The sequence below is a fragment of the Embleya sp. NPDC056575 genome, from assembly GCF_042793325.1.
Taxonomy (GTDB): Bacteria; Actinomycetota; Actinomycetes; order Streptomycetales; family Streptomycetaceae; genus Embleya.
In genome coordinates this window covers 1-15,768 of the sequence record NZ_JBHTVA010000009.1, presented here as the reverse complement: position 1 = coordinate 15,768, position 15,768 = coordinate 1, and the positions used below count along the sequence as shown (strand labels likewise).

18 protein-coding genes are annotated in these 15,768 nt (G+C 71.4%); 12 read left to right on the top strand and 6 right to left on the bottom strand.

What is annotated here, in order from left to right:
- Positions 1-7 precede the first annotated feature (7 nt).
- Together ACFRCG_RS08915 and ACFRCG_RS08910 are read left to right on the top strand one after the other, a co-directional pair.
- Positions 8-433 carry a Fur family transcriptional regulator gene (locus ACFRCG_RS08915; protein ID WP_380030115.1) on the top strand — a complete coding sequence of 142 codons (426 nt, stop codon included), beginning with the start codon at positions 8-10 and terminating at the stop codon, positions 431-433.
- A gap of 32 nt (positions 434-465) precedes the next feature.
- Positions 466-1,410, top strand: a complete 945-nt coding sequence (locus ACFRCG_RS08910; protein WP_380030114.1) for a YgfZ/GcvT domain-containing protein — start codon at positions 466-468, stop codon at positions 1,408-1,410.
- A gap of 39 nt (positions 1,411-1,449) precedes the next feature.
- Here ACFRCG_RS08910 and ACFRCG_RS08905 read toward each other — a convergent pair whose 3' ends face one another.
- Both ACFRCG_RS08905 and dtd read right to left on the bottom strand, forming a co-directional pair.
- Positions 1,450-1,638: a hypothetical protein gene (locus tag ACFRCG_RS08905; protein WP_078979320.1), complete on the bottom strand. Its 189-nt coding sequence runs from the start codon at positions 1,636-1,638 to the stop codon at positions 1,450-1,452.
- Positions 1,639-1,771: 133 nt separating this feature from the next.
- On the bottom strand, positions 1,772-2,209 hold the full coding sequence (gene dtd, locus ACFRCG_RS08900) for a D-aminoacyl-tRNA deacylase (RefSeq protein WP_380030113.1): 438 nt from the start codon (positions 2,207-2,209) through the stop codon (positions 1,772-1,774).
- 82 nt (positions 2,210-2,291) lie between these two features.
- On the opposite strand from dtd, the gene ACFRCG_RS08895 reads away from it, so the two are divergent.
- From ACFRCG_RS08895 to ACFRCG_RS08880, 4 genes are all read left to right on the top strand, one after another.
- Entirely contained in the window at positions 2,292-2,813 is a 522-nt protein-coding gene (locus ACFRCG_RS08895; RefSeq protein WP_380008841.1) for an ABC transporter substrate-binding protein, read from the top strand.
- 104 nt (positions 2,814-2,917) lie between these two features.
- Entirely contained in the window at positions 2,918-3,364 is a 447-nt protein-coding gene (locus ACFRCG_RS08890) for a helix-turn-helix domain-containing protein (RefSeq protein WP_380030112.1), read from the top strand.
- A gap of 8 nt (positions 3,365-3,372) precedes the next feature.
- Positions 3,373-3,810 carry a hypothetical protein gene (locus tag ACFRCG_RS08885; protein WP_380030111.1) on the top strand — a complete coding sequence of 146 codons (438 nt, stop codon included), beginning with the start codon at positions 3,373-3,375 and terminating at the stop codon, positions 3,808-3,810.
- A gap of 121 nt (positions 3,811-3,931) precedes the next feature.
- Complete coding sequence (locus ACFRCG_RS08880) at positions 3,932-4,258, top strand: DUF2516 family protein (RefSeq protein ID WP_380030261.1); 327 nt, start codon at positions 3,932-3,934, stop codon at positions 4,256-4,258.
- On the opposite strand, the gene ACFRCG_RS08875 is transcribed toward ACFRCG_RS08880, so the two are convergent.
- Positions 4,243-5,760, bottom strand: coding sequence for an ATP-binding protein (locus tag ACFRCG_RS08875; protein ID WP_380030110.1), 1,518 nt, complete (start codon positions 5,758-5,760; stop codon positions 4,243-4,245). The two genes, ACFRCG_RS08880 and ACFRCG_RS08875, sit on opposite strands and share 16 nt — an antisense overlap.
- 38 nt (positions 5,761-5,798) lie before the next feature.
- Positions 5,799-7,127 carry a PP2C family protein-serine/threonine phosphatase gene (locus ACFRCG_RS08870; RefSeq protein ID WP_380030109.1) on the bottom strand — a complete coding sequence of 443 codons (1,329 nt, stop codon included), beginning with the start codon at positions 7,125-7,127 and terminating at the stop codon, positions 5,799-5,801.
- 212 nt (positions 7,128-7,339) lie between these two features.
- Between ACFRCG_RS08870 and ACFRCG_RS08865 the strand changes: the two genes are divergently transcribed.
- Positions 7,340-7,855 (top strand): O-acetyl-ADP-ribose deacetylase, encoded by a 516-nt coding sequence (locus tag ACFRCG_RS08865; RefSeq protein WP_380030108.1) that lies wholly within the window; start codon positions 7,340-7,342, stop codon positions 7,853-7,855.
- A 196-nt stretch (positions 7,856-8,051) separates the two neighbouring features.
- Here the strand turns inward: ACFRCG_RS08865 and ACFRCG_RS08860 are convergent, their stop codons facing one another.
- Both ACFRCG_RS08860 and ACFRCG_RS08855 read right to left on the bottom strand, forming a co-directional pair.
- On the bottom strand, positions 8,052-9,422 hold the full coding sequence (locus tag ACFRCG_RS08860) for an NlpC/P60 family protein (protein WP_380030107.1): 1,371 nt from the start codon (positions 9,420-9,422) through the stop codon (positions 8,052-8,054).
- Positions 9,423-9,717: 295 nt separating this feature from the next.
- Positions 9,718-10,614 carry a class I SAM-dependent methyltransferase gene (locus ACFRCG_RS08855; RefSeq protein ID WP_380030106.1) on the bottom strand — a complete coding sequence of 299 codons (897 nt, stop codon included), beginning with the start codon at positions 10,612-10,614 and terminating at the stop codon, positions 9,718-9,720.
- Positions 10,615-10,821: 207 nt separating this feature from the next.
- Between ACFRCG_RS08855 and mshA the strand changes: the two genes are divergently transcribed.
- From mshA to ACFRCG_RS08830, 5 genes are all read left to right on the top strand, one after another.
- Positions 10,822-12,141, top strand: coding sequence for a D-inositol-3-phosphate glycosyltransferase (gene mshA / locus ACFRCG_RS08850; protein WP_380030105.1), 1,320 nt, complete (start codon positions 10,822-10,824; stop codon positions 12,139-12,141).
- A 30-nt stretch (positions 12,142-12,171) separates the two neighbouring features.
- Entirely contained in the window at positions 12,172-12,693 is a 522-nt protein-coding gene (locus tag ACFRCG_RS08845; protein WP_380030104.1) for a YbjN domain-containing protein, read from the top strand.
- Between the two features lie 31 nt (positions 12,694-12,724).
- A complete protein-coding gene (locus ACFRCG_RS08840) occupies positions 12,725-13,483 on the top strand; it encodes a phosphoglyceromutase (protein ID WP_380030103.1) in 759 nt (252 codons plus the stop codon).
- Positions 13,484-13,836: 353 nt separating this feature from the next.
- On the top strand, positions 13,837-15,027 hold the full coding sequence (locus ACFRCG_RS08835) for a sensor histidine kinase (protein WP_380030102.1): 1,191 nt from the start codon (positions 13,837-13,839) through the stop codon (positions 15,025-15,027).
- Complete coding sequence (locus tag ACFRCG_RS08830; RefSeq protein WP_078975976.1) at positions 15,024-15,704, top strand: response regulator transcription factor; 681 nt, start codon at positions 15,024-15,026, stop codon at positions 15,702-15,704. The genes ACFRCG_RS08835 and ACFRCG_RS08830 overlap by 4 nt, the downstream gene beginning before the upstream one ends.
- Positions 15,705-15,768: the final 64 nt, after the last annotated feature.

Sequence of the window (15,768 nt, the reverse complement as noted above, 5' to 3'; positions counted from 1 at the left end):
TCCCTGCGTGAGCACTGACTGGAAGCACGAGCTTCGCGAGAAGGGCTACCGGCTCACGCCGCAGCGCCAACTCGTCCTCGAAGCGGTGAACGCCCTGGGCCACGCGACACCGGACGAGATCCTGGTGGAGGTGCACAAGACCGCCGGCGGGATCAACATCTCGACCGTCTACCGCACCCTCGAACTGCTCGAACAGCTCGACCTGGTCACCCACACCCACCTCGGGCACGGTGCGCCGACCTATCACCCGGCGGACGCCGGCGGCCATCTGCACCTGGTCTGCCGGGACTGCCGCCGGGTGATCGAGGTGGGTACGGAGGTCGCCGCCGGGATGGGCGAGCGGCTGCGCGACGAGCACGGGTTCGACATCGATCTCGCGCACTTCGCGATCTTCGGCCGCTGCGCGGAGTGCACGGCGGCCCGGGCGAACTGAGGTTCCTTCGACGGGTCTCGTACTGTGGGGGCATGCCCACGAGCCCTTTGTTGACCCTGCCCGGCGCGGTCGCCGCGGAAGCCCCCGACGCCGGCGTCGCCGCGCACTACGGCGACCCCCTGCGCGAACAACGTCGGCTGGAGGCGGGCGAGGGCTTCGTCGACCTGTCGCACCGCGACGTGATCCGGGTGTCCGGCCCGGACCGGCTGAGCTGGCTGCACTCGCTGACCACACAGCACCTGACCGAGCTGAAGCCGCACGAGGCCACGCTGACGCTGGTGCTGAGCCCGCACGGACACATCGAGCACGCGCTGTACGGGGTGGACGACGGCGAGGCATTTTGGGCCCACGTCGAACCCGGTGAGGCGCCGGCCCTGGTCGAGTTCCTGGACCGCATGCGCTTCATGTTGCGGGTCGAGGTCGCCGACGTGTCCGCCGACTTCGCCGTCGTGCACGAGGCGGGCGGGGAAGCTCCCGACGATGTGCTGGTCCGGGAGACCGGGTACGGCCGCGAGGTGTTCCTGCCCCGCGAGCGGTTGGCGGCGTATGGGCGAGAGCACGCGCATCCGGCGGGCATGTGGGCCTACGAGGCGTTGCGGATCGCGGCGCACCGGCCCCGGCGCGGCCTGGAGACCGACCACCGCACGATCGTGCACGAGCTGGGCCTGATCGACACCGCCGTGCACCTGGACAAGGGTTGCTACCGGGGGCAGGAGACGGTCGCGCGGGTGCACAACCTGGGCCGCCCGCCGCGGCGCCTGGTCTTCCTGCACCTGGACGGCACCCAGGAGACGCTGCCGGCGCACGGCGCGCCGGTGGAACTCGCGGGCCGCCAGGTCGGGTTCGTCACCAGCGCGGCGCGCCACCACGAACTCGGCCCGATCGCGCTCGCGCTGATCAAGCGCAACACCGCCGTGGACGCCGAACTCCTGGCCGGCGGGGTGCCGGCGACGCAGGAGATCGTGGTCCCCGCGTAGCGCCACCCCTTTGCCCGTGCCCCACGGGCAGCGGGCGCGCTAGCGGATCTCGCGGCGGCGGATGCGGTGCAGGCGCCGCCGCTGCGAGCGGTCCAGGGTGAAGTAGGCGACGACGGGCAGGCCGATCGCGACCGCCACGATGGTCCAGGCGATCCAGGACGGCAGCACGATCAGCGCGATGATGGCGACGACGATCCCGGCCGCGATGTACGGCCCGCGATGCGACATGGTCAACCCCCTTCGGTCGGTGAACCTGTCGCCATTCTCCTTCCCCGTGAAGCCCGGGAACATGGGGAGAACCCCCGGGAAGCGGGCTTCGCGACCCTGGGATTTCTCGGGGTCGTCGTGGCCGCGACCGGGCTCACATGTCGACGACGAGGGTCATCGGGCCGTCGTTGACCAACGCGACGCGCATGTCCGCGCCGAAGACGCCGGTGGCCACCTCGGCGCCCAGCGCCCGCAGCGCCGCGACCACCTCGGCCACCAGCGGTTCGGCCACCGGCCCGGGCGCGGCCTCGTTCCAGGTGGGCCGACGACCCTTGCGGGCATCGCCGTAAAGCGTGAATTGCGAGATCACCAGCAACGGTGCGGCCAGATCGGAGCAGGACTTCTCGCCGTCGAGCACGCGCAGGCTCCACAACTTCGCGGCCAGTCGGCGGGCGATCTCGGGGGTGTCGGTGTGCGTGACGCCGACCAGGACGCACAGTCCGGGGCCCACGATCGAGCCGACCGTCACCTCCCCGTCGTCCCCGTCGACGGTCACGGAAGCCTCGGTCACCACTTGCAGGACGGCACGCATGGGCCCATTCTGCACACCCGTCCGGATCGATTCCGCGCCATGTGGCACGCGACGGTCTGCCCGACATGACACGATGCGTCTCATGGTGGATCTTCCCGACGGAGTGGCCCCGGAGGCCATCCGCGCCCTCACGCTGAGTCGGGTTCGCGAACTCATGCGTGACGCCCAGCGCGAGGAGAACGATCTGTCCTATCTGCGGAGGTTGCTCCAGGGGCGGATCGACATCCTGCGCGCCGAACTGGCCCGGCGGTCCGGCGGGGACGGCGCCGAGCCGAAATCGCCGGTGGTGGGCCGGCTGCCCGAGATCCTGTCCGAATCCAGACCGCCCGCCCGGGGTGCCCGGCACGTCAACGTGCAGCCGCCGCGCACCGATCGTTACCGGAGCTGGATCGAGCGACTGCTCGCCGACGTGGGCCTGTCCGACCTCGCCGCGCACACCGACGCCGAGCTGGGCGAGGCGCTGGACAAGCTCGCCGGCCACGAGCAGGAGGTCTCCTCCCGTCGGCACCGCCTCCAGCGCACGGCCGACGACTGCGCCGCCGAGATCACCCGGCGCTACCGCGAGGGAGAGGCCAAGGTGGAGGACCTGCTGTCCGGGCGCTGACCCCCCGGGGACGGCGAAGCCGGTCGGCTCCCGGCCCGAGGGACCGCTCGCGGTTGTTAGCGGGGTGCTTGCAAGAGCAAGCGCGATGTGTGCATGCTGGGGACATGGCAGGTCTGAACGTCGGCTCGCTGGGTGAATACATCCGGGAGCAACGCCGCAACGCGCAATACTCGCTTCGGCAACTCGCCGAGGTGGCCGGGGTGTCCAACCCCTACCTCAGTCAGATCGAGCGTGGTTTGCGGCGGCCGAGCGCGGAGATCCTCCAGCAGATCGCCAAGGCGCTGCGCATCTCCGCCGAAACGCTCTACGTGCAGGCGGGCATCCTCGACGAACGCGAGGAGGGCGACCGCGAGGTGCGCACCGCGATCATGGCGGATCCGGCGATCAACGACCGTCAAAAGCGGGTGCTCGTGGAGATCTACGAGGCATTCCGCAAGGAGAACGCACAGGACGGTGCCGTGCGGGACGTACCGGGCGCCGCCGACGCAACCGAGAACGGCAAGGCCGGCCGGGCCACGACCGATCTTTCGATCCACACGCACAAGGAGTGAGGAACACCATGGCGATCGCCACGGACCTGAGGAAGACCCTGACCGAGACCACCCCGTTCTACGCCGTCGCCGGCGCGGGCGACCTGGTGGTGGAGAAGCTGCGCGAGCTGCCCGAGCGGTTCCGGACCGAGGTCGTCACCGACCCGAAGGTGATCCGCGAGCGCATCCAGACGCTCCCCGACCGCACCCAGATCTTCGCCAGGTCGCAGGTGGACCGGGCCCGGGGGATCTACGACGACCTCGCCGCCCGCGGCGAGAAGCTGGTCAAGCGCGGCGACCGGCACGACGACACCACGCCCGTCGCCGAACCCCCGGCCGCGCCGGCCGCGAGCCGGGCGAAGACCGCCGCGACCGGTGCGAACGCGACCAAGCGGGCCAACGCCAAGCCGCGGACCAAGCCCGCCGCCGAGGCCGGCACCGAGCCGACCACCGGTTCCGGCGCCTGATCCGTCCGCGTCACCATCGTCGGGGCGCGCCCGGCGTGCCAGACTGGAATCCCCCGCACGACGTGGCGGCACCCGGCGGCCGCGCAGAGGAGGATCGATGGGCATGGACATGGCCGATGGTCTGCTGACGGCCAAGTTCGACCAGGCGCTGACGTGGCTTTTCCTCGGCATTCTCCTGCTCAAGGTCTTCTGCCTGTTCGACGCGGCGTTTCGGCGTGAGGACGCGTACCGCGCCGCCGACAAGAAGAAGAAGTCCTTCTGGCTGATCCTGCTCGGCGTCGCGGTCGTGGTCGACGTGCTGCCGACCGGCGGCCTGGGCCTGATGTTCACCCTCGCGGGCCTGGTCGCGGCGATCGTCTACATGGTCGACGTGCGCCCCGCGCTCAAGGAGGTCGGCGGCCGGCGCGGCGGCGGACGCAACAACACGGGGCCCTACGGCCCCTGGTGAGCCGCCTCGTTTGAGGCGGGCGGCGGGCCGGGCAGGGTCCAGCGGATCGTGGTGCCGGCGGTGACCTCGGTGTCCAGCCAGATCCGACCGCCGTGATACTCGACGATCTTCTTGCACATGGCCAGTCCGATGCCGGTGCCGCCGTAGGCGTCCTTCGGGTGCAGGCGCTGGAAGATGACGAAGATCCGGTCGGCGTACTGCGATTCGATCCCGATGCCGTTGTCGACACAGGCGAACTCCCACTGCTCGCCGTTCCAGCGGGCGCTCACGTGCACCCTCGGAGTCTGCTCGGTGCGGAACTTGATCGCGTTGCCGACCACGTTCTGCACGAGCTGCCCGAGCAGCACCGCGTCGCCCGGCACGGTGGGCAGCGGATCGGCGGTGATCTTCGCGTCGCTCTCCTCACGGGCCGCGGCCAGCGCGTGCAGCGCGCGCTCCAGACTCTCCCGCAGGTCGACGTCGCCCAGCTCGGTGTCCAGCCGGCCCACCCGGGAGAACGCGAGCAGGTCGTTGATCAGCGTCTGCATGCGCTTGGCGCCGTCCACGGCGAAGGCGATGTACTGGTCGGCGCGCTCGTCCAGTCGGCCCTGGTACCGCTTCTCCAACAGCTGACAGAAGCTGGCCACCTTGCGCAGCGGCTCCTGCAGGTCGTGCGAGGCCACGTAGGCGAACTGCTCCAACTCCGCGTTGGATCTGCGCAGGTCCTCGGCCTGTTCGTCGATCAGCGCGCGGGCCGCCTCGGTGCTGTGCAACTCCTCCAGGATGCGGTCGCGCATCGAGTTAACGTCGTGCGCGAGCGCGGCGATCTCGGCCGGGCCGCGCCCGGTCAGCGCGTGCTCGTACTCGCCCTCGGTGACCCGCCGGACCTGCTCGCCCAGATGCTCCAGGGGGCTGGTGACCATTCGGCGGAAGAACACCGCGATGGCGATCAACAGCCCGGCGAACAACACCGCCACCGCGATCAGCGTCGCGGTCAGCATGGTGGAGTCGCGCGACAGTTCGTGCCGGGCCGCAGCCCGTTCGTCGCCCAGATCGGCCTGCTGGACCGAGGTCCTCGCGCGCACCGCGTCGAACAGCCCCCTGCCCTGGTCGGGCACCGCGGCGATGCCCGGGCGATCGGCGAAGGCCGGCTCCGCGTAGCCCATCCGCCAGGCCCGGGCCCGGGCGCCCACCTCGACCAGGTCCGCGCGCAGCCGGTCCCCGTCTGCGGAGTTCGGCAGCAGCCGCTCCAGTGCCGCGTAGGCCCGGTCCTCCTCGGACCGCGCCTGCGCGTACGACTCGTGGAAGCTCGGGTCGCCGCTGAGGATCCAGCCGCGCACCGCGGTCTCCTGGTCGACCAGCGCGTTCTCCAGGCGCAGCGCGGCGTTGGCGGCCGGTTCGAGCCGCTCCAGGACGGTGCCGCGGGAGTCGTTCAGCCGGGATATGGCCAGTGCGCCGATCACCGCGGAGATCACGATGACCAGCGCGAGCAGGCCCAGCCCCAGGCCGACGACCTGGCGCATGCGGGGGCCGCCGGGTCGCTTTCGTGGCTCGCGTCGACTCATGCCGTCCGGCCCTCACCGGTCGCCGGGCCGGGCAACACCGGGTGTTCGCCCGCGGCGCCGTGCGGCGGATGGTCCGGATCGTGTCGGAGCAGCAACACCGCGACGTCGTCGTTGAGGCTGTCCCCGTGCAGTTCCTCCACCGCGGCGACGGCGGAGTCGATCAGGTCGTAGCCGGTGCCCCCGGCCGCGAGCAGGCGGGTGACCAGCGGCAACAGGCCGTCGGTGCCCAGGCGTTCCGGGCCCCGGCCGATCCGGCCCTCGATCAGCCCGTCGGTGTAGAGCAGGAGCGACCAGTCCGGGCCGAGGTCGATCGACTCGTACCCCCACCGGCCGTCGGGGAACAACCCGAGCGCCGGTCCGGTGGCGCCCTCGGACAGCGGCGCCACGCCCTCGGGGGTGATCAGCAGCGGGGCCGGGTGGCCCGCGAGGTAGACCCGGCCCCGGCGGCGGTCGGGCTCGATGATGGTCATGCACAACGTGGCGAACATCTCGTCCGAGCGCCGCTCGTGTTCGAAGATTCGTTCCAGCGTGGTGAGCAGGTCACCGCCGGTGAGTCCGGCGAAGATCAGCGAGCGCCAGGCGATCCGCAGGTTGACCCCGAGCGCGGCCTCGTCCGGGCCGTGCCCGCAGACGTCGCCGATCATCACGTGCACCCGCCCGTCGGCGGTCTGCACCGCGTCGTACAGGTCGCCGCCGAGCAGCGCGCGCTGTCGACCGGGGCGGTAGCGGGCGAGAAAGTCGAGGGACGGGTCGCGCAGGATCGGGGCGGGCAGCAGTCCGCGTTCGAGTCGGGCGTTCTCCTGCGCGCGCAACTCCGACTCGACCAGCCGGCGCTGCGACTCGTCGGCCCGCTTGCGCTCCAGGGCGTAGCGGATCGCCCGGGACAGCAGCGAGCCGTCGATCTCCTGCTTGACCAGGTAGTCCTGGGCACCGGCGGCCACCGCGGCCGACCCGCGATGCGCGTCGGCCAACCCGGTCAGCACGATCACCGCGGTCCGCGGCGCGAACGCCAACAGCCGGTGCAGCCCGTTGAGTCCCTCGGCGTCGGGCAGCCCGAGGTCGAGCAGTACACACCCGACGTCCTCGCCGAGTCCGACCATCGCCTCGGCCATCGAGCGCGCCCAGACGATCTCCATCGGATCCGGCGAGTCGGCCAGCAGCTCCTCGACCAGGAAGGCGTCCCCGGCGTCGTCCTCGATCAGCAGCACGCGCAGCGGACGCGCCACGTGGGCGACCGGACCCGATGCGGAGGGGACGGCCACCGGCCCCGTGCGGTAGCCGGTCCGTTCGACCGCTCCGCCGTCGCCGCCGTACGCGGGGCGCACGCCACCACCTCCGGAATGATGCCGCCGCACGGACGCGGCGTCGTTCGGCAATCGAAGTTCGGCAATCGAAAAGGGACGATAGCGCGGGCCGGCCCGAGCCGATAACCGTACGGTCCCCCGGCCCGGACCCCGCACCGCCGTCGCTTCGCGGCGTCGCCCCAGCGAGGAAATGCGCCGGCGACGCCGAGGCCCCGGCCGGCAGGCTCGTCGGCATGACACGGATCACGTTGGTTCGCGGCGACATCACCGAGCAACACGCGGACGCGATCGTGAACGCGGCGAACTCCTCCCTGATGGGCGGCGGCGGCGTCGACGGAGCGATCCACCGCCGGGGCGGCCCGGAGATCCTGGCCGAGTGTCGGGCGCTGCGCGCGGCCGAGCTGGGTCGCGGCCTGGCCACCGGCGCCGCGGTGGCCACCACCGCGGGCCGCCTCCCGGCCCGCTGGGTCATCCACACGGTGGGCCCGGTGTACAGCCGCACCGAGGATCGCTCCGCCCTGCTCGCCTCGTGCTACCGCGAGTGCCTGCGCGTGGCCGACGACCTCGGCGCCTCGACCGTGGCCTTCCCGGCGGTCTCGGCCGGCATCTACGGCTGGCCGATGGACGACGCGGCACGCATCGCCGTGGAGACGGTCCACGGCACACCGTCCGCCGTGACGGAGGCCCGCTTCGTGCTGTTCGAGGCCCGGGCCCATGTCGCCTTCGAGGCGGCGGTGGCCGCGCTGTAGGCCCACGGCGAGCCGGTCGGGTCGCCGGGGGCGGGCACGGCACGACCCCGGATTCGGCTCGCCTCGAAAGCGCGCCGCCGCGTCCTGTGCCACACCCGACCGCCTACGCGAAGGGGCCGAGCCCGCAGGCCCGGCCCCTTCGACGCGTGCACGGGATCCCGCTCACCCGTTCACCGACTTCGTTCGCGACCCACGATCACCCGCCCGAAGGTGTCCCCGACCCACGCGCCGGCGTTCCCGACTTCGACCCGCTCGGCGTCCCCGTCCCCGTCGCCGGTGGCGTCGACGGCGGGGCCGTGCTCGCCGGAGGCGTCGTCACGGGCGGTGTGGTCACGGGCGGGGTGGTCACCGGAGGCGTTGTTACCGGGGGTGTGGTCACGGGCGGAGTGGTCACCGGCGGTGTGGTCGCCGGCGGCGTGACCGGCGGTGTGGTGGGCGGCGGGCCCGGGACGTTCGGGATCGCCGGGGCAGTCACCGTCCCCGCGCCCGCGTCGGGTCGCACCACGCCCAGGATCGGCATCGAACCGGCGTTGGCGACGGTGATCGTGCGGCCCGGACGGGGCGCGTGCACGATCTTGCCGTTGCCCAGGTACATACCGATGTGGCTCGCGTCGGAGTAGTAGACGATCAGGTCGCCGGGACGCATGTCGGCCAGCGGTACGCGCGGCAGCGACGCCCACTGCTCCTGGGAGGTGCGGCGGATCGGCACGCCCGCGAACGCCCACGCCTTCGAGGTCAGGCCGGAGCAGTCGTAGCCCTCGGGGCCGACGCCGCCCCAGATGTACGGCTTGCCGATCTTGTCGATCGCGAACGCGATGGCCAACGCCGCCTTGGGCGTGGTCCGCTGGTCGGGCTTGCCGATCAGCGTGTTCAGCTGGGCCTGACCGGCCTCCGCCGACAGCGCCTCCATTCGGGCGAGTTCGGCCAGCTGCTCGGGGGTGAGCCCGGCCAGTATCTTCTCGGCCTCGTTGATCCGGGACTGGATGTCGGTCCGGGTCGCGGCGGCTTCCTGCTCCAGCCGACGGCTCTCGGCGAGCTGGGCGTCCGCGCTCTTTTGCATCGCGGTGAGCTGGAGTTCGGCCTGCTTGGCACGCGCGATGGTGTCCAGCTGCGACTGCGAGACCCGCTCGTACGTGGGCGCGTCGCGCAGGAACTGCGCGGGATCCGCGGACAACATCAGGGTCAGCAGCGGGTCCATGCCCCGAGTCGTGTACTGGAGCCGGGCCAGTCGGCCCAGATCCTCCTTGGCCTTGTCGACGTTCTGCCGGGCCCACACCACGCCCGCGTTCACGTCGTTGGCCTTGATCTGGGTGCGCCCCAACTGCTCCGTGGTGGCGTTGAATCGCTCGGTGGCCTGCTCGGCCTGGCGGTACAACTCCTGCACCCGGGCCTGGGCGGCCAGCAGATCCTGGACCGAGGTGATCGCGGTGTTGGCGGGCGGCGGCACCGGCGGCGCGTCGGGAGCCGCCCACGCGTTGCCGCCGAACAGGACCGCGCACAACAGTGCCGCTCCGCAGCTGGTCACGGCCCGGGTTCGCAGACCGATCCGGCCCCCGAGTTTCACCATGCTTTCGCCCTTTCGGAAAACGGCTTGTCCTGGAGACGCCGCGGACGATCTCATGCGGCGACGCCGACCGGAACCCGCGCTTTCGGGAAGGCAGTTCCCGAGGACCGGTTCAGCGTCGGATCCTTGCATGTTCCGGCTGTGATCGGCAGGGGACTATTCGAGATCGTCCGGATATCGGAACGGGCGTATCAGTGCAATCCAGGACGACACGCCGAGCTGTTCCACGTCCGGATCAACGCGGTGTGTTCAAGATTTCATGTGCCGTTTCGGATCGGACACGAGTCACCAGAATGTATCAATACAGTCGGCCGGGTATCGGCGACACTCGCCGGGACGTGCGGGCACGCCCCAGGGGCTCCACCGCCGACCACGCGACGGTCACCTCGCCCTGCCGCCGGCGCGCCGGGCCGTCGCATACCGGCCAGTCCCGGGCCAGCGTCGCGGTCGCCGCGAGCCAGCGCTGCCGGGCGCCGAACGCGGCCAGCGGCGCGTGCAGATCCCAGGCCCGGTCGAACGCGGTCAGGAACGCGTGTACCGGCTCGCCCGGCACATTGCGGTGGATCAGCGCCTTCGGCAACCGCTCGGCCAATTCGGACGGCCGCCCCAGACCCGCCAGCCGGGCGGCGAAGGTGACCGTGCGCGGCCGGGCGTCCGACCCGATGCCCAGCCACACCGCACGCCGACCCAACTCGTCGCACGTGCCCTCGACCAGCACCCCGTCCGGCGCGAGGCGCGCGCACATCCGCGCCCAGGCCGCCGGCACCGCGTCCTCGTCGTACTGCCGCAACACGTTGAACGCCCGGATCACGGTCGCCGAGCGGCCGGCCGGCAGCGGCACCTCGAAGCCGCCCCGGGCGAAGGTCAGCCCGTTCCCCGCGTACGGCAGCGCGGCGGCCACCCGCTCCGGGTCGATCTCGAAGCCCACCACCGCGACATCGGCCCGCACCGTGCGCAGGCGGCGCGCCAACTCGACCGTGGTCACCGGTGATGCCCCGTAGCCGACGTCGACCACCAGCGGATCGGCCGCGGCCCGCAGCAGCCGCCCGTGTACCCCGGTCAGCCACCGGTCGACCCGGCGCAGCCGGTTCGCGTTGGTGGTACCCCGGGTGATCACCCCGGCCGGCCGCGACCGGGACCCAGCTCCCGTCCCCGCTCCCGGGGCGCCGATGCCCGGTTTGCCGCGCGTGCCCATGCTCGCAGCGTAGGCGAACACCTCCGTACGCCCCCGCCGGGGCGTGGATCACACCCCGCCCGGGAATCCCGCCCGACCACGATGGGTTGGGACTTGAGTTGGGCCGCGACGGCGGGCCGGGCGGACCCCGTCCGCGACGGCTCGGTACAACTGGTAGTTCCGCACAACAGAACGACAGGGCACGGGGCCGGCCAGGGAGGTCAACGAGTGAGCCACCACGTCCAGCGCGCGATCACATGGGGAGCGCGCCGGGGGGCACCTCGTCGAATCGCGACACTCAGCGTTCACACCTCCCCGCTGCACCAACCCGGCACCGGCGACGCCGGGGGGATGAACGTCTACATCGTCGAGCTGAGCAAGCGGCTGGCCGCGCTCGGCATCGAGGTGGAGATATTCACCCGAGCCACCGGCAGCGACCTGCCGCCGGTCGTCGAGATGGCCCCGGGCGTCCTGGTGCGGCACGTCACCGCCGGGCCCTACGAGGGGTTGTCCAAGGAGGACCTGCCCGCCCAGCTGTGCGCCTTCACCTCCGGCGTGCTGCGCACCGAGGCGATGCGCGACCCCGGACACTACGACCTGGTGCACTCGCACTACTGGCTCTCCGGCCAGGTGGGCTGGCTCGCCAAGGAACGCTGGGGCGTGCCGCTGGTGCACACGATGCACACGATGGCCAAGGTCAAGAACGCCTCCCTCGCGGGCGGCGACGCCCCCGAGCCCCGGGCCCGGGTGATCGGCGAGTCCCAGGTGGTCGAGGCGGCCGATCGGCTGGTCGCCAACACCGTCGAGGAGGCCGACCAGCTGATCGACCTCTACGCCGCGGAGCCCGATCAGGTCGCGGTGGTCAACCCCGGGGTGGACCTGGAGACGTTCCGCCCCGGCGACATGGCCGCCGCGCGCCGCCGCCTCGACGTGCCCGAGGACGCCACGGTGATCCTGTTCGCCGGGCGGATCCAGCCGCTCAAGGCCCCCGACGTGCTGCTGTACGCGATCGCCCACCTGCTCCAGGCCGACCCCACGCTGCGCGACTCGCTGGTGGTCGCGGTGGTCGGCGGCCCCAGCGGAAACGGCATGGCCGCGCCCGAACACCTGCACAAGCTGGCCGCGACGCTGGGCATCCACGACGTGGTCCGCTTCCAGCGCCCGGTGCGCCAGGACGTGCTGGCCGACTGGTACCGCGCGGCCACCGTCGCGGTGGTGCCCTCCTACAACGAGTCCTTCGGCCTGGTCGCCATCGAGGCCCAGGCGTGCGGGACGCCCGTGGTCGCGGCGGCGGTCGGCGGACTGCCCACCGCCGTGCGCGACGGCGTCTCCGGCACCCTGGTCCGGGGCCACAACCCCGTCGACTACGGCCTGGCCCTGCGCGACCTGATCCGCACCCCCCGGCTGCGCGAGGACTACGCCGAGGGCGCGGTGCGGCACGCGGCCTCCTTCGGCTGGGCGGCGGCGGCGGCCTCGATGGCCGAGGTGTACGCCGACACGCTGGCCCGCAGCACGGCCCCGCGTGGGTGGGTCGTGGGCGGGCAGTAGCGTCGGGTACCGGGGCGAGAGGGGCGACGAATGGGGCAGGCCGTGGAAGCCGAACGAGAGCGGGCCGCGGAGACCGTGCGCGCGGCTCTGGACGACGCCGGCGTCGAGTGGGAGCGGTCCGCGCCGCACACGTTCGTCGCGGTGCTGCCGGGCACCCGCAAGCTCAAGACGGCGCTCGCCCTCACGGTGGGCGCGCACAGCCTGACCATGAGCGCGTTCGTGATCCGGCACGCGGACGAGAACCACGCCGCCTTCTACCGCTGGCTGCTGGAGCGCAACGTGCGGATGTACGGGGTGGCCTTCGCCGTCGACAAACTCGGCGACGTGTACCTGAACGGGCGGCTCCCGCTGGCCGCGGTGAGCGCCGAGGAGATCGACCGGATCCTGGGCGTGGTGCTCCAGACCGCCGACGACAGCTTCAACACCCTCCTGGAGATCGGCTTCGCCACCTCGATCCGCAGGGAATGGGACTGGCGCGTCGAACGCGGCGAATCCCTGCGCAACCTGGAGGCCTTCGCCCGATTCGCCGCCCCGGAGAACCGCGGGCAATAGGGCCGCGCGGTGGTGGATTACGCTCCTTGCCATGGCTGATGCTCCGTACAAACTGGTACTTCTTCGCCACGGCGAAAGCGAATGGAACGCCAAGAATCTGTTCACCGGCTGGGTCGACGTCGACCTGACCGAAAAGGGGGAGAAGGAGGCCGCGCGCGGCGGACGACTGATGCTCGACGCGGGGGTGCTGCCCGACGTCCTGCACACCTCGCTCCAGCGCCGCGCGATCCGCACCGCCCAGCTCGCGCTGGACGTGGCCGACCTGAACTGGCTGCCCGTGCGGCGTTCCTGGCGGCTCAACGAGCGGCACTACGGCGCGCTCCAGGGCAAGGACAAGAAGCAGACCCTGGAGGAGTTCGGCGAGGAGCAGTTCATGCTCTGGCGCCGCTCCTACGACACCCCGCCGCCGCCGCTGGCCGACGACGACGAGTACTCGCAGTTCGCCGACCCGCGCTACGCGTCGTTGCCGGTGGAGATCCGCCCGCGCACCGAGTGCCTCAAGGACGTCGTGGAGCGCATGCTCCCCTACTGGTACGACGCGATCGTGCCGGACCTGCTCGGCGGCGACACGGTCCTGGTGGCCGCGCACGGCAACTCGCTGCGCGCGCTGGTCAAGCACCTGGACGGCGTCTCGGACGCGGACATCGCAGGCCTGAACATCCCCACCGGCATCCCGCTGCTGTACGAACTGGACGCGGACCTGCGCCCCGTCACCCCCGGTGGCCGCTACCTCGACCCCGAGGCCGCGGCGGCCGCGATCGAAGCGGTCAAGAACCAGGGGCGGAAGTGAACACGAACATCGGGTGAAGGCCCGATCGGCTCCGCGCGGAGCGCCCGACTGTCACGGAAGGGGTCCGGCGCTCCGCACGGGCCGGGCTCGTCGGCCCGAGCGCCGGTTCAGCGGCCGCAACTGCCGCCACAATTGCACGCGGAACCGGACTTACAGCCACAGCCACAACTGGACGGGCAGTTGCAGCCCGGCACGGGAGCCCTCGGTTGGGGTGGGGTCTGCGGGTCGGACATGACGACCTCCGAACGATCACCGGTGACAGGCGTGGCGCACGGATGAACGACACATGAAGATCTGCACGACGGACCCTCTGGACGGTTTCACCCGTTCGGGTCAGCTCTACCCTGGAACATGTGGACGTGAACGTTGCCGCCGCCGCTTTGGCCGCTGTATCCGGATTGGCCGTCGGTGTGGCCGGCACCCTGGCCTTCCGTTGGAGTGAGCGGGCCCAGGGCAGAGGTACGGCCGCGGCGCCCGCCGCGGCCCCTTCCCTGCCGCCCGGAGTGGCGACCGTGCTGTCCGTGCTGCGTTCCTCCGCCGTGGTCCTCGACGAGTTCGACACGGTCGTCAAGGCGTCCTCCGCGGCCTACAAGTTCGGCCTGGTCCGCGGGGATCAACTGGTGCCCGAGGACCTGCTGGTGATGGCCAAGGAGACCAGGCGCGACGGCGAGATAAGGCAGCGCGACCTGCTGCTCGCCCGCGCCGACGGCGAGGCGCACGAGTTCGAGGTGTCCGCGCGCGTGGCGCCGCTGGGCTCTCGGCTGGTGCTGCTGTTGGTCGAGGACCGCACCGAGGCGCGCCGGGTGGACGCGGTGCGCCGCGACTTCGTGGCCAACGTGAGCCACGAGCTCAAGACCCCGGTCGGCGCGCTCTCGCTGCTGGCCGAGGCGGTCATGGACGCCAGCGACGACCCCGAGGCGATCATCCGCTTCGCGGGCCGGATGCAGATCGAGTCGGCCCGGCTGACCAACCTGGTCCAGGAACTGATCGACCTGTCCCGGGTGCAGAACGACCATCCGCTGCACCACGTGGGACCGGTACCCCTCGACGACCTGGTGGCCGAGGCCGCCGACCGCTGCCGGCAGGCGGCGGAGTCGAAGCAGATCACCCTCGCGATCGGGGGCGATCGTGAGCTGATCGTGCCGGGGGACCACAATCAACTGGTGATGGCTCTGGGCAATCTGGTCGAGAACGCGGTCAACTACAGTCCTGCGCGGACGAGGGTCGACATCGAGGTCAGAGCAGAGGCGCGGATGGCCGTCATCACCGTTTCCGACCAGGGCCTGGGCATTCCCCAGCGTGACCTGGATCGCATCTTCGAGCGGTTCTACCGTGTCGATCCGGCCCGCTCGCGGGCCACCGGCGGTACCGGCTTGGGCCTGTCCATCGTCAAGCACATCGCGGCGGGCCACGGGGGAGAGGTAACCGTGCGCAGCCTGGAGGGTGTGGGATCCACCTTCACCCTGGTGCTGCCCTTCAAGTCCAGTACCTCTCAATCGATGTCGATGACATCGTCGACCCCATCCATGGAGGCATCACGATGACCCGTGTGCTCGTCGTCGAAGATGAAGAGTCCTTCAGCGACGCGCTGTCGTACATGCTTCGCAAGGAAGGCTTCGAGGTGGCCGTGGCCGCCACCGGCCCCGAGGCGTTGGAGCTGTTCGACCAGGGCGGCGCCGATCTGGTCCTGCTCGACCTGATGCTGCCCGGCCTGCCGGGCACCGAGGTCTTCCGCGGGCTGCGGGCCAAGTCCAACGTGCCGGTCATCATGGTGACCGCCAAGGACAGCGAGGTCGACAAGGTGGTCGGCCTGGAGATCGGCGCCGACGACTACGTCACCAAGCCGTACTCGACCCGAGAGCTGATCGCCCGGATCCGTGCCGTGCTGCGCCGCCAAGGCGGGGTGGAGACGGACGAGCCGCGCGCGATCGAGGCGGGTCCGGTCCGGCTCGACGTCGAGGCCCACCGGGTCACCGTGGAGGGTCGGCGGATCGATCTCCCGCTCAAGGAGTTCGACCTGCTCGAGGTGCTGCTGCGCAACGCGGGCCGGGTGCTCACCCGGATGCAGTTGATCGACCGGGTCTGGGGCGTCGGCTATGTGGGCGATACCAAGACGCTGGACGTGCACGTGAAGCGACTGCGGGCCAAGATCGAGCCGGACCCGGGCGCCCCGCGCTACCTGGTCACCGTGCGCGGTCTCGGATACAAGTTCGAGCCCTGATCGGGCCGGGGCCGCCCGGCCCCCATGTGACGACGGCGCCCGCGCCGCCCCCGGTGTCCGGGAG